This is a genomic window from Allobosea sp. (assembly GCF_017308015.1).
Classification (GTDB): domain Bacteria; phylum Pseudomonadota; class Alphaproteobacteria; order Rhizobiales; family Beijerinckiaceae; genus Allobosea.
Genome location: NZ_JAFKFW010000003.1, coordinates 185,750 through 199,249 on the forward strand (window position 1 = coordinate 185,750; position 13,500 = coordinate 199,249).

Annotated in this window: 14 protein-coding genes and 1 other RNA gene; 5 read left to right on the top strand and 10 right to left on the bottom strand. The window is 66.3% G+C overall.

The window, feature by feature from the left end:
* Window positions 1-22: 22 nt before the first annotated feature.
* Window positions 23-1,786, bottom strand: coding sequence for an acetolactate synthase 3 large subunit (locus J0I42_RS03985; RefSeq protein WP_291653010.1), 1,764 nt, complete (start codon window positions 1,784-1,786; stop codon window positions 23-25).
* Window positions 1,787-2,110: 324 nt separating this feature from the next.
* Here J0I42_RS03985 and J0I42_RS03990 point away from each other — a divergent pair, with 324 nt between their 5' ends.
* Complete coding sequence (locus J0I42_RS03990) at window positions 2,111-3,574, top strand: GGDEF domain-containing protein (RefSeq protein ID WP_291653013.1); 1,464 nt, start codon at window positions 2,111-2,113, stop codon at window positions 3,572-3,574.
* 92 nt (window positions 3,575-3,666) lie between these two features.
* Here J0I42_RS03990 and miaA read toward each other — a convergent pair whose 3' ends face one another.
* On the bottom strand, window positions 3,667-4,596 hold the full coding sequence (gene miaA, locus J0I42_RS03995) for a tRNA (adenosine(37)-N6)-dimethylallyltransferase MiaA (protein WP_291653015.1): 930 nt from the start codon (window positions 4,594-4,596) through the stop codon (window positions 3,667-3,669).
* Window positions 4,597-4,608: 12 nt separating this feature from the next.
* Here miaA and serB point away from each other — a divergent pair, with 12 nt between their 5' ends.
* Window positions 4,609-5,496: a phosphoserine phosphatase SerB gene (gene serB / locus J0I42_RS04000; RefSeq protein ID WP_291653017.1), complete on the top strand. Its 888-nt coding sequence runs from the start codon at window positions 4,609-4,611 to the stop codon at window positions 5,494-5,496.
* Here the strand turns inward: serB and J0I42_RS04005 are convergent, their stop codons facing one another.
* The 8 genes from J0I42_RS04005 to J0I42_RS04040 all read right to left on the bottom strand — a co-directional run bounded on the left by J0I42_RS04005 (window position 5,497) and on the right by J0I42_RS04040 (window position 11,947).
* The gene (locus tag J0I42_RS04005; protein ID WP_291653020.1) at window positions 5,497-5,838 is read right to left on the bottom strand and encodes a DHCW motif cupin fold protein; all 342 of its coding nucleotides are present in this window, start codon (window positions 5,836-5,838) and stop codon (window positions 5,497-5,499) included.
* A 166-nt stretch (window positions 5,839-6,004) separates the two neighbouring features.
* Window positions 6,005-7,522, bottom strand: coding sequence for a DegQ family serine endoprotease (locus J0I42_RS04010; protein WP_291653022.1), 1,518 nt, complete (start codon window positions 7,520-7,522; stop codon window positions 6,005-6,007).
* A 175-nt stretch (window positions 7,523-7,697) separates the two neighbouring features.
* Complete coding sequence (locus tag J0I42_RS04015) at window positions 7,698-7,889, bottom strand: DUF2065 domain-containing protein (protein ID WP_291653024.1); 192 nt, start codon at window positions 7,887-7,889, stop codon at window positions 7,698-7,700.
* 18 nt (window positions 7,890-7,907) lie between these two features.
* Window positions 7,908-8,843, bottom strand: a complete 936-nt coding sequence (gene hflC, locus J0I42_RS04020) for a protease modulator HflC (RefSeq protein WP_291653026.1) — start codon at window positions 8,841-8,843, stop codon at window positions 7,908-7,910.
* Complete coding sequence (gene hflK / locus J0I42_RS04025; RefSeq protein ID WP_291653027.1) at window positions 8,840-10,000, bottom strand: FtsH protease activity modulator HflK; 1,161 nt, start codon at window positions 9,998-10,000, stop codon at window positions 8,840-8,842. Before hflK ends, hflC begins: the two co-directional genes overlap by 4 nt.
* A gap of 154 nt (window positions 10,001-10,154) precedes the next feature.
* Complete coding sequence (locus tag J0I42_RS04030; RefSeq protein WP_291653029.1) at window positions 10,155-10,670, bottom strand: dihydrofolate reductase; 516 nt, start codon at window positions 10,668-10,670, stop codon at window positions 10,155-10,157.
* Between the two features lie 3 nt (window positions 10,671-10,673).
* A complete protein-coding gene (locus J0I42_RS04035) occupies window positions 10,674-11,156 on the bottom strand; it encodes a GNAT family N-acetyltransferase (RefSeq protein WP_291653031.1) in 483 nt (160 codons plus the stop codon).
* Complete coding sequence (locus tag J0I42_RS04040) at window positions 11,153-11,947, bottom strand: thymidylate synthase (RefSeq protein ID WP_291653033.1); 795 nt, start codon at window positions 11,945-11,947, stop codon at window positions 11,153-11,155. Before J0I42_RS04040 ends, J0I42_RS04035 begins: the two co-directional genes overlap by 4 nt.
* A 228-nt stretch (window positions 11,948-12,175) precedes the next feature.
* Here J0I42_RS04040 and J0I42_RS04045 point away from each other — a divergent pair, with 228 nt between their 5' ends.
* The 3 genes from J0I42_RS04045 to J0I42_RS04055 all read left to right on the top strand — a co-directional run bounded on the left by J0I42_RS04045 (window position 12,176) and on the right by J0I42_RS04055 (window position 13,489).
* Window positions 12,176-12,439: a hypothetical protein gene (locus J0I42_RS04045; RefSeq protein WP_291653035.1), complete on the top strand. Its 264-nt coding sequence runs from the start codon at window positions 12,176-12,178 to the stop codon at window positions 12,437-12,439.
* A gap of 38 nt (window positions 12,440-12,477) precedes the next feature.
* Window positions 12,478-12,856: a transfer-messenger RNA gene (gene ssrA, locus J0I42_RS04050) on the top strand.
* A 60-nt stretch (window positions 12,857-12,916) separates the two neighbouring features.
* Window positions 12,917-13,489 carry an SspB family protein gene (locus J0I42_RS04055; RefSeq protein ID WP_291653037.1) on the top strand — a complete coding sequence of 191 codons (573 nt, stop codon included), beginning with the start codon at window positions 12,917-12,919 and terminating at the stop codon, window positions 13,487-13,489.
* Window positions 13,490-13,500: the final 11 nt, after the last annotated feature.

The following is a 13,500-nucleotide window of genomic DNA, read 5'->3' on the forward strand; positions in this document are numbered from 1 at the left end:
GGTCTGAGGGAGGTCTGGGGGCTCAGACGAGCTGCTTGCCCTTGGCGTCGATGATCTGGCCGGTATCGCCCTCGAAATCGGGCAGGATCATCTCGTTATGCGCCTTGCCCGACGGAATCATCGGGAAGCAGTTCTCTTCCTTGGCGACGAGGCAGTCGAAGATCACGGGGCCTGGCGTCTCGATCATCTCCATGATCGCGGCATCGAGCTTGGCCGGGTCGGAACAGCGGATGCCATGGCCGCCATAGGCCTCGGCCAGCTTCACGAAGTCCGGAAGGGACTGCGAATAGCTCTCCGAATAGCGCCCGCCATGCAGCAATTCCTGCCACTGGCGCACCATGCCCATGTACTCGTTGTTGAGGATGAAGATCTTCACCGGCAGCCGGTACTGCACTGCCGTCGACATCTCCTGCATGTTCATCAGGATGGAAGCCTCGCCGGCGACGTCGATGACCAGCGCCTTGGGGTGCTTCATCTGCACGCCGATGGCCGCCGGCAGGCCGTAGCCCATCGTGCCGAGACCGCCCGAGGTCATCCAGCGGTTCGGCTCCTGGAACTGCAGATACTGCGCCGCCCACATCTGGTGCTGGCCGACTTCGGTCGTGATGTAGGTGTCGCGGTCCTTGGTCAGCGCATGAAGGCGCTCCAGCGCGTATTGCGGCTTGATGATGGTGTCCGAGCGCTTGTAGCCGAGGCTCTTGCGGCCGCGCCAGCCCTCGATCTGCGTCCACCAGGCGGCGAGCGCGGTCTTGTCCGGCTGGGCGCCGGTCTCGCGCCAGATCCGGACCATGTCCTCCAGCACATGGGCGCAGTCGCCGACGATGCCGATATCGACCTTGACCGTCTTGTTGATCGAGGACGGGTCGATGTCGATATGGATCTTCTTCGAGCGCGGCGAGAAGCCGTCGATGCGCCCGGTGATGCGGTCGTCGAAGCGCGCGCCGATATTGATCATGACGTCGCAGTCATGCATCGCGAGATTGGCCTCGTAGGTGCCGTGCATGCCGAGCATGCCGAGCCACTGCTTGTCCGCGGCCGGGAAGGCGCCGAGCCCCATCAGGGTCGAGGTGACCGGGAAGCCGGTCAGACGCGCGAGTTCGCGCAGCAGCGCCGCGGCATGCGGGCCGGAATTGATCACGCCGCCGCCGGTATAGAACACCGGCCGCTTGGCGCCGGCGATCAGCTCGACCGCGGCCTTGATCTTGTTAAGGTCGCCCTTGACCACCGGGCGGTAGGTCTTGTGCTGGTTGTCGCGCGGGCGGCTATAGGCACCGGTCGCGAACTGGATGTCCTTGGGGATGTCGATCACGACCGGGCCCGGGCGGCCGTTGGCGGCGACGTAGAACGCCTCGTGCAGGATGCGCGGCAGGTCGTGGATGCTCTTCACCAGATAGTTGTGCTTGGTGCAGGAGCGGGTGATGCCGACCGTATCGCATTCCTGGAAGGCGTCTGAGCCGATCAGATGCGTCGGAACCTGACCGGTGATGACGACGAGCGGGATCGAGTCGAGCAGCGCGTCTGTCAGTCCGGTGACGGCATTGGTCGCGCCGGGGCCGGAGGTGACGAGCACGCAGCCGACCTTGCCGGGGCCGGAGCGGGCATAGCCTTCGGCGGCATGGACCGCGCCCTGCTCGTGGCGGACGAGAACGTGCTTGACCTTCTCCTGCTGGAAAATGGCGTCGTAGATCGGGAGTACGGCGCCGCCCGGATAACCGAACAGGTGCTCGACACCCTGATCCTGAAGCGCGCGGACGACCATCTCGGCGCCGGTCATCATCTCGCTCATTACGCTCTCCTGCGGCTGGTCTTTTTGTCTGTCTGGAATGCGGGCAATAAAAAAGGCCCTCGGAGGGGCCTGGGCGTGCGCTGGCGTCGGGGACGCCCGGTTCGAAAACCGGCCCCTACCAGCGCACCTCTACGAGAATAAGCTTGCGCATTGCGCTCATGTTCCTTGACGAAAGTTGCCGAACGCTAACGGAGGGCACGCAACCGGTCAAGCATTAACATGGTCACGAGCAGCCATTCGTCCGGTCCGGAAAATGCCATGCCCCAAGGGAACACTTTTTCAATCCGTCGGCCCTAGCGTGAGCGCGCTCGAACCGGGACGTAAATGTATTACGAAGTCCACACCGAGAATATCGCGTCACGCGGACACGCGCCGGAGATCGCCCAGATCCTGCGCCGCTTCGCGCTCCATCGCCGCGACGGTGAAACCGCGAGCTATGAAGAACTCTCCGCCGCGCTCCTGCCGGATTTCGGTCAGGACCTGATGATCCTGGAACCGACCGCCGACGGCGATTATCGCTGGCTGCATTTCGGGCGCGACATCATCCGCTATTCCGGCGCGAACCGCCTCGGTCAGCGCCTGTCCGGCATGCGCGAGCGCGTCGCCCGCTTCTCGATCGACAGTTTCGACCAGGCCCTGGCCGAGGATCGGCCGCTTTATACCGTCCATCGATCGAGCGATACGGTGCGCGTCGCACTGTGGGAGCGTCTCGTCATGCCGACCGTGACGCGCGACGGACGCCACCTCATCGTCGCTTTCAGCCGGCCGCTGCAATTCCGCGAAGACCTGCTCAATGCCGTGCTCGAAAGCTCGCCCAGCGGCATCGTCGCTCTGCGCGCCATCCGCGACACGGCTGGCCAGATCGAACAGGCCGTCGTCGTCACCGCCAACCGGCGCGCGGCCGAGCTGATCGGGCGTCCGGAGACCGATCTGCTCGACACCGATGGCCGCGAGAGCCTGCCCTTCCTGTCCGATCCGTCGATCTGGCGCCGTTGCCTTTATGCCATCGACCTGCAGCGCGCGGACATGCTCGAGGTCTCCTTCACGCATGATGGCGCGACGAATTGGCTGAAGGTCGCGGTCGCCCCGCTCGGCGACGGGCTGCTGCTGACGCTGACGGATATCACCGACCTCACGGTCGCCAACCAGACCCTGCAGATGCGCGCCGCCACGCTGGCGCTCGAGATCGGCCGCGAACGGGCGACCCGCCGCGCGCTCTCCGAAGAGATCGGCCTGCGCGAGGAACGCGAGAAGGAACTGCGCCGCCTCGCGGAGGAAGACCCGTTGACGGCACTGCTCAACCGCCGCTCCTTCACCGACAAGGCAAATGCCGCAATCGTGGCGAGCGAGGCGGAAGGCACCGATATCGCCCTCATCATCGTCGACCTCGACCATTTCAAGCAGGTCAACGATACCTATGGCCACCCGGCTGGCGACGCGGTGATCCGCGCCTTTGCCGATCTGCTGCTCGGCCAGCTCCGCAACGAACGCAATCTCGTCGGCCGCTTCGGTGGCGAGGAATTCGGCATCCTTCTGCAGGGCTGCGACCTCGCCTCCGCCATCGCGAGCGCTCGCCAGATCCAGGACGCCCTGCTCACCCGCTCGATGCCGGTTTCCGAAACCCTGGCTCTCAAGGTGACCGCGAGCCTCGGCGTCGCCACGCTTCAGCCCGGGGAGGCGCTGGCATCCCTGACGGCCCGCGCCGACCAGGCGCTCTATCGCGCCAAGAACGAAGGCCGCAACCGGCTTGGCCTCGCCGAACCCGTTTCCGTCGCCGCAGCAGCCTGAGCGTCAATCGCCCGTCGGAAGCATGAGCCCGTTTCCTGAGAAGCCGCGTCGGCTTGTCCTCAGGACGAGGGCTTGCGGAACCTCCGGACCAGTCATCGGTCTCCAAGCCGCCGCGCCGCAATCTCCAGCGCGGCCGCGGGCGCAACCGCTTCCCAGCCATCCATCTGGTGGCGGAACCACGTCACCTGCCGCTTGGCATAGGCGCGCGTATCGGCCTGGCCGCGCCGGATCGCCTCCTCGAGGGTGATCTCGCCGTCGAGATAGGCGATCAGGCCGGGTACGCCATGGGCGCGCATAATCGGCAGCAGAGGATCGAGCCCCCGTCGCTTCAAGCGCACCACCTCGTCGAGCGCGCCCTCACCCATCATCGCCTCGAAGCGCCGGTCGATCCGCTCCTTCACCGCCGCGCGGTCGGGATACACGAAGAGCCGCAGCGTCGGCACATCGCCCAGCGGCCCCGGCTCGCGCTCGCCCTGGAAACTCGCCAGCGAGCGCCCCGTCGCCCGGAAAACCTCCAGCGCCCGCATGATCCGCATTCGGTCGCTGGGCCGCAATCGCTCCGCCATGGCGGGATCGCAGGCCGCAAGCTCGGCGTGGAGCGCAGCCGTCTCGTGCCCCTCGGCATAGGCCCGAAAGGCGGCACGAACATCTTCCGGAACCGGCGGCATCGCCGAAAAGCCTTCGGTGACGGCCTTGAAATAGAGGCCGGTGCCGCCGACCAGGATCGGCAGCGAGCCATTCGCGCGCAGCTCTTCAAGCAGCATCGTCACATCGGCGGCATAGCGCATCGCCGAATAATTGACGGCACCGTCGACATGCCCATAGAGGCGATGCGGCACCATCGCCTCCTCCGCCTCGCTCGGCCGGGCAGAGAGGATGCGCAGGTCGGCATAGACCTGCATGGAATCGGCGTTGACGACGGTTCCGCCGGTGCGGCGCGCGATCTCGATCGCCAGCGCGGACTTGCCGCTTGCGGTCGGACCTGCGATGAGCACCGCGCCGAATTGCCTTTCCGCCTTCACCCGGTTCCTCACATGCTCGTCGCCACACTCGTATCCGCCCACGGCCAGGCGCTCGTCGGCGACGCCCTGCTCGCCCGCCTCGCCTGCGCGGTGCCCGGAATTACCCGCACAGCCATGCTCGATGGCGCGATCGCCGCCGACCTCTTCGCGGAAGCGGTCGACGCGCGCAAGCTCGAAGCCGATATCCGGGCCTCGCTGGAAGGCGCCGCGATCGACATCATCGTCCAGCCGGCCGCGACGCGCCGCAAGGCGCTGTTCCTCGCCGACATGGATTCGACCATGATCGGCCAGGAATGCATCGACGAGCTCGCCGCCTTCGTCGGCCTCAAGGAGCATGTCGCCGCCATCACCGAGCGCGCCATGCGCGGCGAGATCGATTTCGAGCCGGCCCTGCGCGAGCGCGTCGCCCTGCTGAAGGGCGTGCCGCTCTCCGTCGTCGGCGAGATCATCCGTGACCGCATCACGCTGACGCCGGGCGGGCGCGCACTCGTCCGGACCATGCGGGCCAATGGCGGCTACACAGCCTTGGTCTCGGGCGGCTTCACCGTCTTCACCGGGCCGATCGGCCAGACCATCGGCTTCGACGAGCACCGCTCCAACACGCTGCTCGCCAGTGACGGCATCCTGACCGGCACGGTCGCCGATCCGATCCTCGGGAAGCAGGCCAAGCTCGATGCGCTCGTCGAACTGCGCGCCCGCTTCAAGCTGGTACCGGAGCAGACCATGGCTGTCGGCGACGGCGCCAACGATCTCGCCATGCTCGGCGAAGCCGGGTTGGGCGCGGCCTTCCGCGCCAAGCCGGCAGTCGCTGCGGCCGCCGACGCCCGGCTCGACCATGCCGACCTCACCGCCCTGCTCTACGCCCAGGGCTACACGGGCAGCGAGATCGTCCGGGGCTGATCAGTCGACGATAAAGAGCTTCGCGCCGGTCTTCGTCGCGGAGCGATGCGCCTCGGCATTGTCGGCGACCTGATAGCTCATCCCCGCCTTGAGCGGCAGCACCCGGCCATCCACCAGCGTGGTCTCCATCTCGCCTTCGAGGCACAGAATGATGTGTCCCTTCGAGCACCAGTGATCGGCGACATAGCCCGGCGAATACTCGACCATCCGCACGCGGATGCGGTTGCCCTCGGGTCCGAAATACTGGACGCGCCAGATGGCTTCGCCGCTGTCGCCGGCATGGTGCTCGACGGGAATGGTCGACCAGTCGGTGGTGACGAAGGGGATTTCGCTGATCTTCATCTCGGTCTCTCCGGGGCCGGCCTGCTCAGATGCGAAGCCAGCAAGCTCTAGCCGCCTTCTGTCCCTCCACGCCAGCATCGGCGTCTCACCGCCGGTCTGCGGCTAGAACATGAAAAAGGGCGGTCCGACACGGACCGCCCTTCGCATTCTGCCGTTACCGGCGATCTCAGTTCATCGACACCGCGACGAAGCGAACCTCGCCCTGGCCGTTCGAGACGAGCAGGAGAGCGGACTTCTTGCCCTCCTTCTTCAGCGCGTCGAGGCGCTTGGTCACGTCCTGCGGCGCGTTGACCGGCTCCTGGCCGACCTCGACGATCAATTCGCCGACGAGGATGCGCTTGTCGGCGGCGTTCGAATTGGCGTCGACCTTGGTGATGACCACGCCCTTCAGGCCATCCTTGATCGAATAGCGCTTCCGGAGTTCGTCCGTCTGCGGTGAGAACTCGAGGCCGAGCGCGCTGGTCACCGCCGGCTTGGCCGGCTCCGCCGTCGGCTTGTTCGCAGAGGCGGACTGGACCTTCTCGCCATCTTCGAGGCGGCCGAGCTTCACCGTCTTGATCTCTTCCTTGCCCTTGCGGATGATCGCGATCGGCACGTCCTTGCCCACCGGCGTCGCGGCGACGATACGCGGCAGATCGCGCGAATCCTTCACGTCCTTGCCGTCGAACTTGACGATCACGTCACCGGTCTCGAGGCCGGCCGGCTTGGCCGGGCCCTTCTCGTCGATACCGGCGACGAGCGCGCCGCGCGCCGCGCCGAGGCCGAGTGCCTCCGCGGTAGCGTCGTCGACGGTCTGGATGCGCACGCCGAGCCAGCCGCGCCGGGTCTCGCCGAATTCCTTGAGCTGTTCGACGATGTTGGTCGCCAGCGTCGACGGCACGGCAAAGCCGATGCCGACCGAGCCGCCCGTCGGCGACAGGATCGCCGTGTTGATGCCGATGACCTCGCCGGCCATGTTGAACAGCGGGCCGCCCGAGTTGCCCTTGTTGATGGCCGCGTCGGTCTGGATATAGGTGTCGTACGGACCCTGGCTGATGTCGCGGTTGCGGGCGGAGACGATGCCCGAGGAGACCGAACCGCCCAGTCCGAACGGGTTGCCGATCGCCATCACGGGGTCACCGATCCGCATCTTGTCGGAATCGCCGAACTTGACCGCCGGCAGCGGCTTGTCGTGCTTCACGCGGAGCACGGCGAGATCGACCTTGCTGTCCTTGCCGATCACCTCGGCCTTGAGCCTCAGACCGTCGTTGAAGACCACCGTGATCTCATTGGCGTCGCCGATCACGTGGTTGTTGGTGACGACGATGCCGGAGGGATCGACCACGAAGCCCGAGCCGGCGGATTGCGAGCGGCGCTGCTGCGGCGCCTGGCGCTCGCCCTGCTGGTTGCGGCGGTTGAAGAATTCCTCGAACAGGTCGCCAAAGGGCGTGTCCGGGCCGAGCTGCGGCAATTGCGGCAGGTTGCGGCCCTTGGTGTCGTTGGTGGTGACGGCCGCGATGTTGACCACCGCCGGCATGACCTTGTCGACGAGATCGGCGAGCGAGGTCTGTCCCTGAAGGAGCGGCGTATTGGCCTGCGCATGCCCCGGCGCCAGCACCGGCGACGCCAGCAGCGCGAGTCCGGCGACGCCGGCAGCGAGAGCGATGCGGACAGGCCTGGCTGCGGAAAGGGTGTTCGATGCCATAGGGGTCCTCATGTTCGGAAGAATGCGGGCCGGTCGATGCAGGCGCGCGCGCCCGGTGCCGCGAGGCAAGCGGACGCGCCCGATGATTGAACTCCGAAATGCGGCGGAAGGGCGACGCACGATCATGTCATCGAACACGATCATGTGCCTGCCCCCATGTCTACTGCGCCGATGTCTACCAGACGCCGCGCGCGACCCAGACCAGGATCACGCCCAGCACCGCCGAACCGATGCCGATGAGCCGCATCCGGTCCGGCGGAGTTTCCGCCGCGCTGCGCAGGGCATCCTTCGCCAGATGCGGGATCGCGGCGAAGAGAATGCCCTCGATAGCGAAGACCAGGCCGAGCGCCGCGACGAAATCAAGCATCCGCGTCGCCCGCCATGATCAGGGCCGGGCCGGCGCAGGCTGGGCAGGCGTCGCCGGAGCGCTCGCCTGGCCGTCCTGACGCTGCGCGTTCGGGCCGTTGAAGAAGCGGAAGAACGGCGAATCCGGCGTCAGCACCATCCGCGTATCCGCCGATTTGATGCTGGCCTCATAGGCCTGCATCGAGCGGTAGAAGGCGAAGAACTCGGGATCCTTGCCGAAGGCTTCGGCGAAGACCTTGTTGCGCTCCGCCTCGCCCGCGCCGCGGATCTCGTCGGAGTGCTGCTGCGCCTCCGCCACGATCACGGTCGAGTCCCTGTCGGCCCGGGCACGGATTTCCTGTGCCTGCTGGCCGCCGAGCGCGCGTGCTTCCGCCGCCTCGCGCTGACGTTCCGTCTGCATGCGCTGGAACACCGCCGCCGAGTTCGCCGCCGGCAGGTCGACGCGCCGCAGCCGGACGTCGACGACCGACATCCCGAAACGGGCGGCTTCCCGGTTCACGTCGTCGCGGATGCGGTTCATCAGCCGTGTGCGCTCGGTGCGCACCATCGCCGTGAAGCTCGCTTCCGCCAGCACGGAGCGGACATTGCCGTTCACGATCGAGGCGAGCTGCGAGTTCGCCCGCGGGATGTTGTTGACCGCCTGGTAGAAGCGCAGCGGATCGGAGATCCGGTAGCGGGTGAAGGCATCGACGACGAGGCGCTTCTGGTCCGAGGCGATGATTTCCTGGGCCGGCAGATCGAGATCGAGGATGCGGTTGTCGAGCAGGGTCACCTGCTCGAAGGGGGCCGGGAGCTTGAAGTAGAGCCCCGGCGCCGTGACGACGCTGCGGATCGCGCCGAGGCGCAGGACGAGCGCCGACTGCGTCTGCGAGACCACGAAGGTCGAGGCATAGAGCACGATGGCGACGACGACGACGATGAAGAAGAGCACGCCGCGCAACACGGGGGAGTTCATCGCAGAGCTCCTCCCTGCTGCTGGCCCGGAGCCGGGCGCCGTTGCTGGAGCTGGTCGAGCGGCAGGTAAGGCACGACGCCCTGCCCGTTGCCGGTCGAGTCGAGGATGATCTTGTCCGTCCCGCCCATCACGCGTTCCATCGTCTCCAGGAACAGACGCTCGCGCGTCACGCCCGGAGCGTTCTTGTATTGCTCGTAGACCGCGTTGAAGCGGCTCGCCTGACCGCGTGCCTCGGCGACGGTCTGCTCCTTGAAGGCTTCGGCCGCCTGGGTCAGCTGCGCGGCACGGCCGCGGGCCTCAGGCACGACGCGGTTGGCATAGGTCTGCGCCTCGTTGCGCAGGCGCTCCTGGTCGGCGCGCGCCGCCTGGACGTCGCGGAAGGCGTCGATGACCTGCTGCGGCGGATCGACCTTCTGGAGCTGGACGAGGCTGATGCGCACGCCCGCATTATAGCCGTTGAGCGTGTCCTGCATGAGCTGGCGCACTTCGGTCTCGATCGCTCCGCGATCGGTCGTCAGCACCGGCTGGATATTGCGGCGGCCGATGATCTCGCGCATCGCGCTCTCGGCTACGGCCTTCACCGTACCCGGCGGATCCTGGATGTTGAAGACGTAGTTCTCGGGCGCGGCCGGGTCGATCTGCCACTGCACGATGAAGTCGATGTCGACGATGTTCTCGTCGCCGGTGAGCATCAGGCTCTCTTCGATGACGTCGGTCTGGCGCGACGCCCTGACCGATTCGACCGTCCGGAACCCGACCTCGGTGGTGACGACGTTCGTCACCTGCGGCTTGATCACGTTGCCGATCGGATAGGGCCAGTTCCAGTTCGGCCCCTCGCCCGTCTTGCCGGCGAAGCGGCCAAACACGACGTTGAGGCCGACCTCGTTGGGCCGCACGAAATAGATGCCGGAGCCGAGCCAGATCAGGATCAGGAGCAGCCCCCCGAGAATGAGGCCGCGTCCGCCGATATTGCCGCCAGGAACCAGATTCTTGAGTCGGTCCTGGCCGCGCCGCAGCATCTCCTCGAGGTCGGGCGGGTTGCCGTTGCCCCCACCGCCTGAACCGCCGCCCCAGGGACCGCCGCCGCCACTACCTCCGCGCTGGCCCCAGGGTCCACCCCCGCCGCTGCCACCGCCGCTCTGATTGCTCCAAGGCATTCGCGAGCCGTTCCCTTTCGTTCTGTCGAGGCCAAGCCATAAGCAAATGACGGCCGTTTGTCAGCGCCTTCGGGCGAAGGTGCCTGGCTGACTTGGTCATGGGCCATGGATTCGTCAACGGCGCAAGCCATTCATCGTGAATGGAAAGCCGCGATCAGCCGCGCCGATGCCAGGTGACGAAGGTATAGGGGTGCTCGTTCTCGGCATCGGCGGGGTGGTGGTCGTTCATGCCGGCCTCGAAGGCATCGCGCTCCCAGTCGGGAAAGAGCGCATCGCCCGATGGCTTGGCATGCACGACCGTCAGCTCCAGCCGGTCCGCCAGCGGCAGGGCCTGCCGATAGATCTCGGCACCGCCGGCGATTACGACCGAATCCGCCCCGCTCGCCGCAGCCAGCCGCTGCCCGGTCTCCAGCCCCTCGTCGAGCGAATGGGCGATGCTCACGCCATCCGCGGCAAAGCCGGGATCGCGGGTCAGGACAATGATTTCGCGCCCCGGCAGGGGCTTGCCGATCGAGAGGAAGGTCTTGCGCCCCATCAGCACCGGCCGCCCCAGGGTCAGGCTGCGGAAGCGCTTGAGATCTGTCTTCAGGCGCCAGATCAGCCGGTTGTCGTCGCCGATCACTCCATTGTCGGCGACGGCCGCGATCACAACGATCGGGCGCTTTTCCATGGTTCAGCCCTCCGCGCCCAGTCGCACCAGCGCCTCGCCCTCCAGCCGCTTCACGGTCCACTCGTCCTGTGCCTTGGCGCCGAGAGCCCGATAGAAAACGCGCGAGGGCTCGTTCCAGTTCAGCACCCACCAGGCGAGGCGCGGCAGTTTCTCCGCGACACAGCGCCGCGCCAGTCCCGCGATCAGCGCCTTGCCGATGCCGCGCCCGCGCTGATCCGGCCGCACGAACAGGTCCTCCAGCCAGATGCCGTGCCGGCCCGAGAAGGTCGAGTAGGTATAGAACCACACGGCGAAGCCGACCGGCTCGCCCTCCCACTCGGCGATGTCGCAGAACGCCTTCGGATTCTCCCCGAACAGGGCTTCCGCGATATCGGCCTCGGTCGCGACGACCTCGTGCAGCAGCTTCTCGTATTCTGCAAGTTCGCGGATGAAGCCGAGCACGAGCCCGGCCTCGCCGGGACGCGCGGAGCGGATGGAGAGGGTCATACTGCGATCGGAGCCTTGATGCCGGGATGCGGATCGTAATCGGAGATCGTCACATCCTCGAACTGGAAATCCTCCAGCCGCGTCACCGCCGGATTGAGCGTGAGTTTCGGCAGTGCGCGCGGCTCGCGCGAGAGCTGCAGCCGGGTCTGATCGAGATGGTTCACATAGAGGTGAGTATCGCCGAAGGAATGCACGAAATCACCGACGCCGAGGCCCGTCACCTGCGCCACCATATGGGTCAGCAGCGCATAGCTCGCGATGTTGAAGGGCACGCCGAGGAAGACGTCTGCCGAGCGCTGGTAGAGCTGGCAGGAGAGCTTGCCGTTGGCGACGAAGAACTGGAACAGGCAATGGCAGGGCGCCAGCGCCATCTTGGGGATGTCGGCCGGGTTCCAGGCGGAGACGATCAGGCGGCGCGAATCCGGGTTGCGCCGGATCTCGCTCACCAGCCAGGCGATCTGGTCGATCACCTGCCCGTCGGGCGCGGCCCAGGAGCGCCATTGCCGGCCATAGACCGGGCCGAGATCGCCATTCGCATCGGCCCATTCGTCCCAGATCGTGACGCCGTTCTCCTGGAGGTAGCGCACATTGGTATCTCCACGCAGGAACCAGATCAGCTCGTGGATGATCGATTTCAGATGCAGCTTCTTGGTCGTGACCAGCGGAAACCCTTCCGACAGGTCGAAGCGCATCTGATGGCCGAAGACGGCGAGCGTGCCGGTGCCGGTGCGGTCGTCCTTGCGGACGCCCTCGGTCAGGACGCGTTGGAGCAGGTCGTGATACTGGCGCATGGCGACTCTCTGGAAGGCGCGCGACTATAGCGGCTCGCAACCCGCTTGGCCCGCCCGGCCGGCAGGCATCCCCAGCCTTTCAGGCAGATCCTGCCAGCCTGTGGCGGTAGCCTTGCCGCCTCACGCAAACGCGACGAACCGTGAGACGGCCTCTCCGCAAACCCGCCCCAATCCGCGCCACTCATCGCACAACTGATTCATCGCGTTTGATTCATGGGAACAGTCGATATGCCGACCCTGAACGCGCCCGGCCGCCTGCTGGCGGCCCTCGCTCTCAACGCCCTGATCGCCTTGTCGGCGCATGGCGAGGAAACTTTCGCGGATGCGACGATCTCGGAGCAGCAGGCCCGCGACATCGCCTGGAGCGCCGGCCTCGTCCATGTCGAGGAAATCGTCCGCCTCGACGATCGTTGGGAGGTGGCAGGACGCACCGCCGAGGACGACGAGATGAACCTCGATATCGACATCAGAAACGGGCGCATTCTCAACTGAGGGCGCTATCCCGTGATCTTTCGCGAAAAAGCGCGAGAACCCTTTCCCAACGCCGCAGGCTTCCCTATATTCGCCGGTGCCGCTCGCAAGAACGGCTATGGCGATAAACGGATCTCGAAATAAGCCTTTCGGACCCGGGGGCAGTACCCGGCGCCTCCACCAAAGCCCTGCTCCGGCAGGCGGCCTCGCGGTGAACCTGCAGGGCTTTGGCGGGGGCGAAACAGGATCGACGAGGGTGTAAAGGTTATCCTTTTGCTCGGCATGGTTCCGCCGTTATCGGGCCAAAGCATAGTTGCCAACGACAACAATGCTCGGGTTGCTGTCGCCGCGTAAGCGGTGCTGGTTCCCAAACCAAAGCCCTTGCGCTTAGCCGCGTAAGGCGGGGCTCGGAGGCGCCTGGCAACAGAAGCCTCCACTTCTTTTTCTGACGGCCTGCCGGCTGTTCCCGCCGGACCTGCAAGCGGAAACCACGACTCGATGTCCAAGGATGTTCTTCGTTACGATCTCATGGTGCAGGACGCGCTGAAGGGCGTGGTCCGCAAGATCCTGACGGAGGCCGCGCGCGACGGGCTGCCGGGCGAGCACCATTTCTACGTGACCTTCCGCACCGGCGCGCCGGGCGTGCGCCTGTCGCAGCGCCTGCGCGAGAAGCACCCCGACGAGATGACCATCGTCCTGCAGCATCAGTTCTGGGACCTCAACGTCGGCGAACACTCCTTCGAGGTCGGTCTGTCCTTCTCCGGGGTGCCGGAACGGCTGCTGGTGCCCTTCGACGCGATCTCGACCTTCTTCGACCCTTCCGTCCAGTTCGGCCTGAAATTCGAGGCGCAGGACCTGGCCGACGACACCGTCGCGCAGGAAGCGGAGCCCGCCGAGGCACCGCCCGCGCCGGCCAGGATCGTGCCGGCTGCCATTCCGGCTACGAAAGGCAAGGCACCCGCCAGCGAGCCCGCCCCCGCATCCGCGAAATCGGAACCCTCCGCCGAGGACGATGACAACCGGGGCAGCGCCGAGGTGGTCAGCCTCGATTCCTTCCGCAAGAAGCCCTGACGGCGGCCGCG

Excerpts from the sequence above, each read along its gene's own strand:
- J0I42_RS03985 (WP_291653010.1), bottom strand. The coding sequence starts at position 1,786 with ATGAGCGAGATGATGACCGGCGCCGAGATGGTCGTCCGCGCGCTTCAG.
- J0I42_RS04030 (WP_291653029.1), bottom strand. The coding sequence starts at position 10,670 with ATGGAAAAGCGCCCGATCGTTGTGATCGCGGCCGTCGCCGACAATGGA.
- J0I42_RS04045 (WP_291653035.1), top strand. The coding sequence starts at position 12,176 with ATGCCGACCCTGAACGCGCCCGGCCGCCTGCTGGCGGCCCTCGCTCTC.
- J0I42_RS04035 (WP_291653031.1), bottom strand. The coding sequence starts at position 11,156 with ATGACCCTCTCCATCCGCTCCGCGCGTCCCGGCGAGGCCGGGCTCGTG.
- serB (WP_291653017.1), top strand. The coding sequence starts at position 4,609 with ATGCTCGTCGCCACACTCGTATCCGCCCACGGCCAGGCGCTCGTCGGC.
- hflC (WP_291653026.1), bottom strand. The coding sequence starts at position 8,843 with ATGAACTCCCCCGTGTTGCGCGGCGTGCTCTTCTTCATCGTCGTCGTC.
- J0I42_RS04015 (WP_291653024.1), bottom strand. The coding sequence starts at position 7,889 with ATGCTTGATTTCGTCGCGGCGCTCGGCCTGGTCTTCGCTATCGAGGGC.
- hflK (WP_291653027.1), bottom strand. The coding sequence starts at position 10,000 with ATGCCTTGGAGCAATCAGAGCGGCGGTGGCAGCGGCGGGGGTGGACCC.
- J0I42_RS04040 (WP_291653033.1), bottom strand. The coding sequence starts at position 11,947 with ATGCGCCAGTATCACGACCTGCTCCAACGCGTCCTGACCGAGGGCGTC.
- J0I42_RS04010 (WP_291653022.1), bottom strand. The coding sequence starts at position 7,522 with ATGGCATCGAACACCCTTTCCGCAGCCAGGCCTGTCCGCATCGCTCTC.
- J0I42_RS04005 (WP_291653020.1), bottom strand. The coding sequence starts at position 5,838 with ATGAAGATCAGCGAAATCCCCTTCGTCACCACCGACTGGTCGACCATT.
- J0I42_RS03990 (WP_291653013.1), top strand. The coding sequence starts at position 2,111 with ATGTATTACGAAGTCCACACCGAGAATATCGCGTCACGCGGACACGCG.
- J0I42_RS04055 (WP_291653037.1), top strand. The coding sequence starts at position 12,917 with ATGTCCAAGGATGTTCTTCGTTACGATCTCATGGTGCAGGACGCGCTG.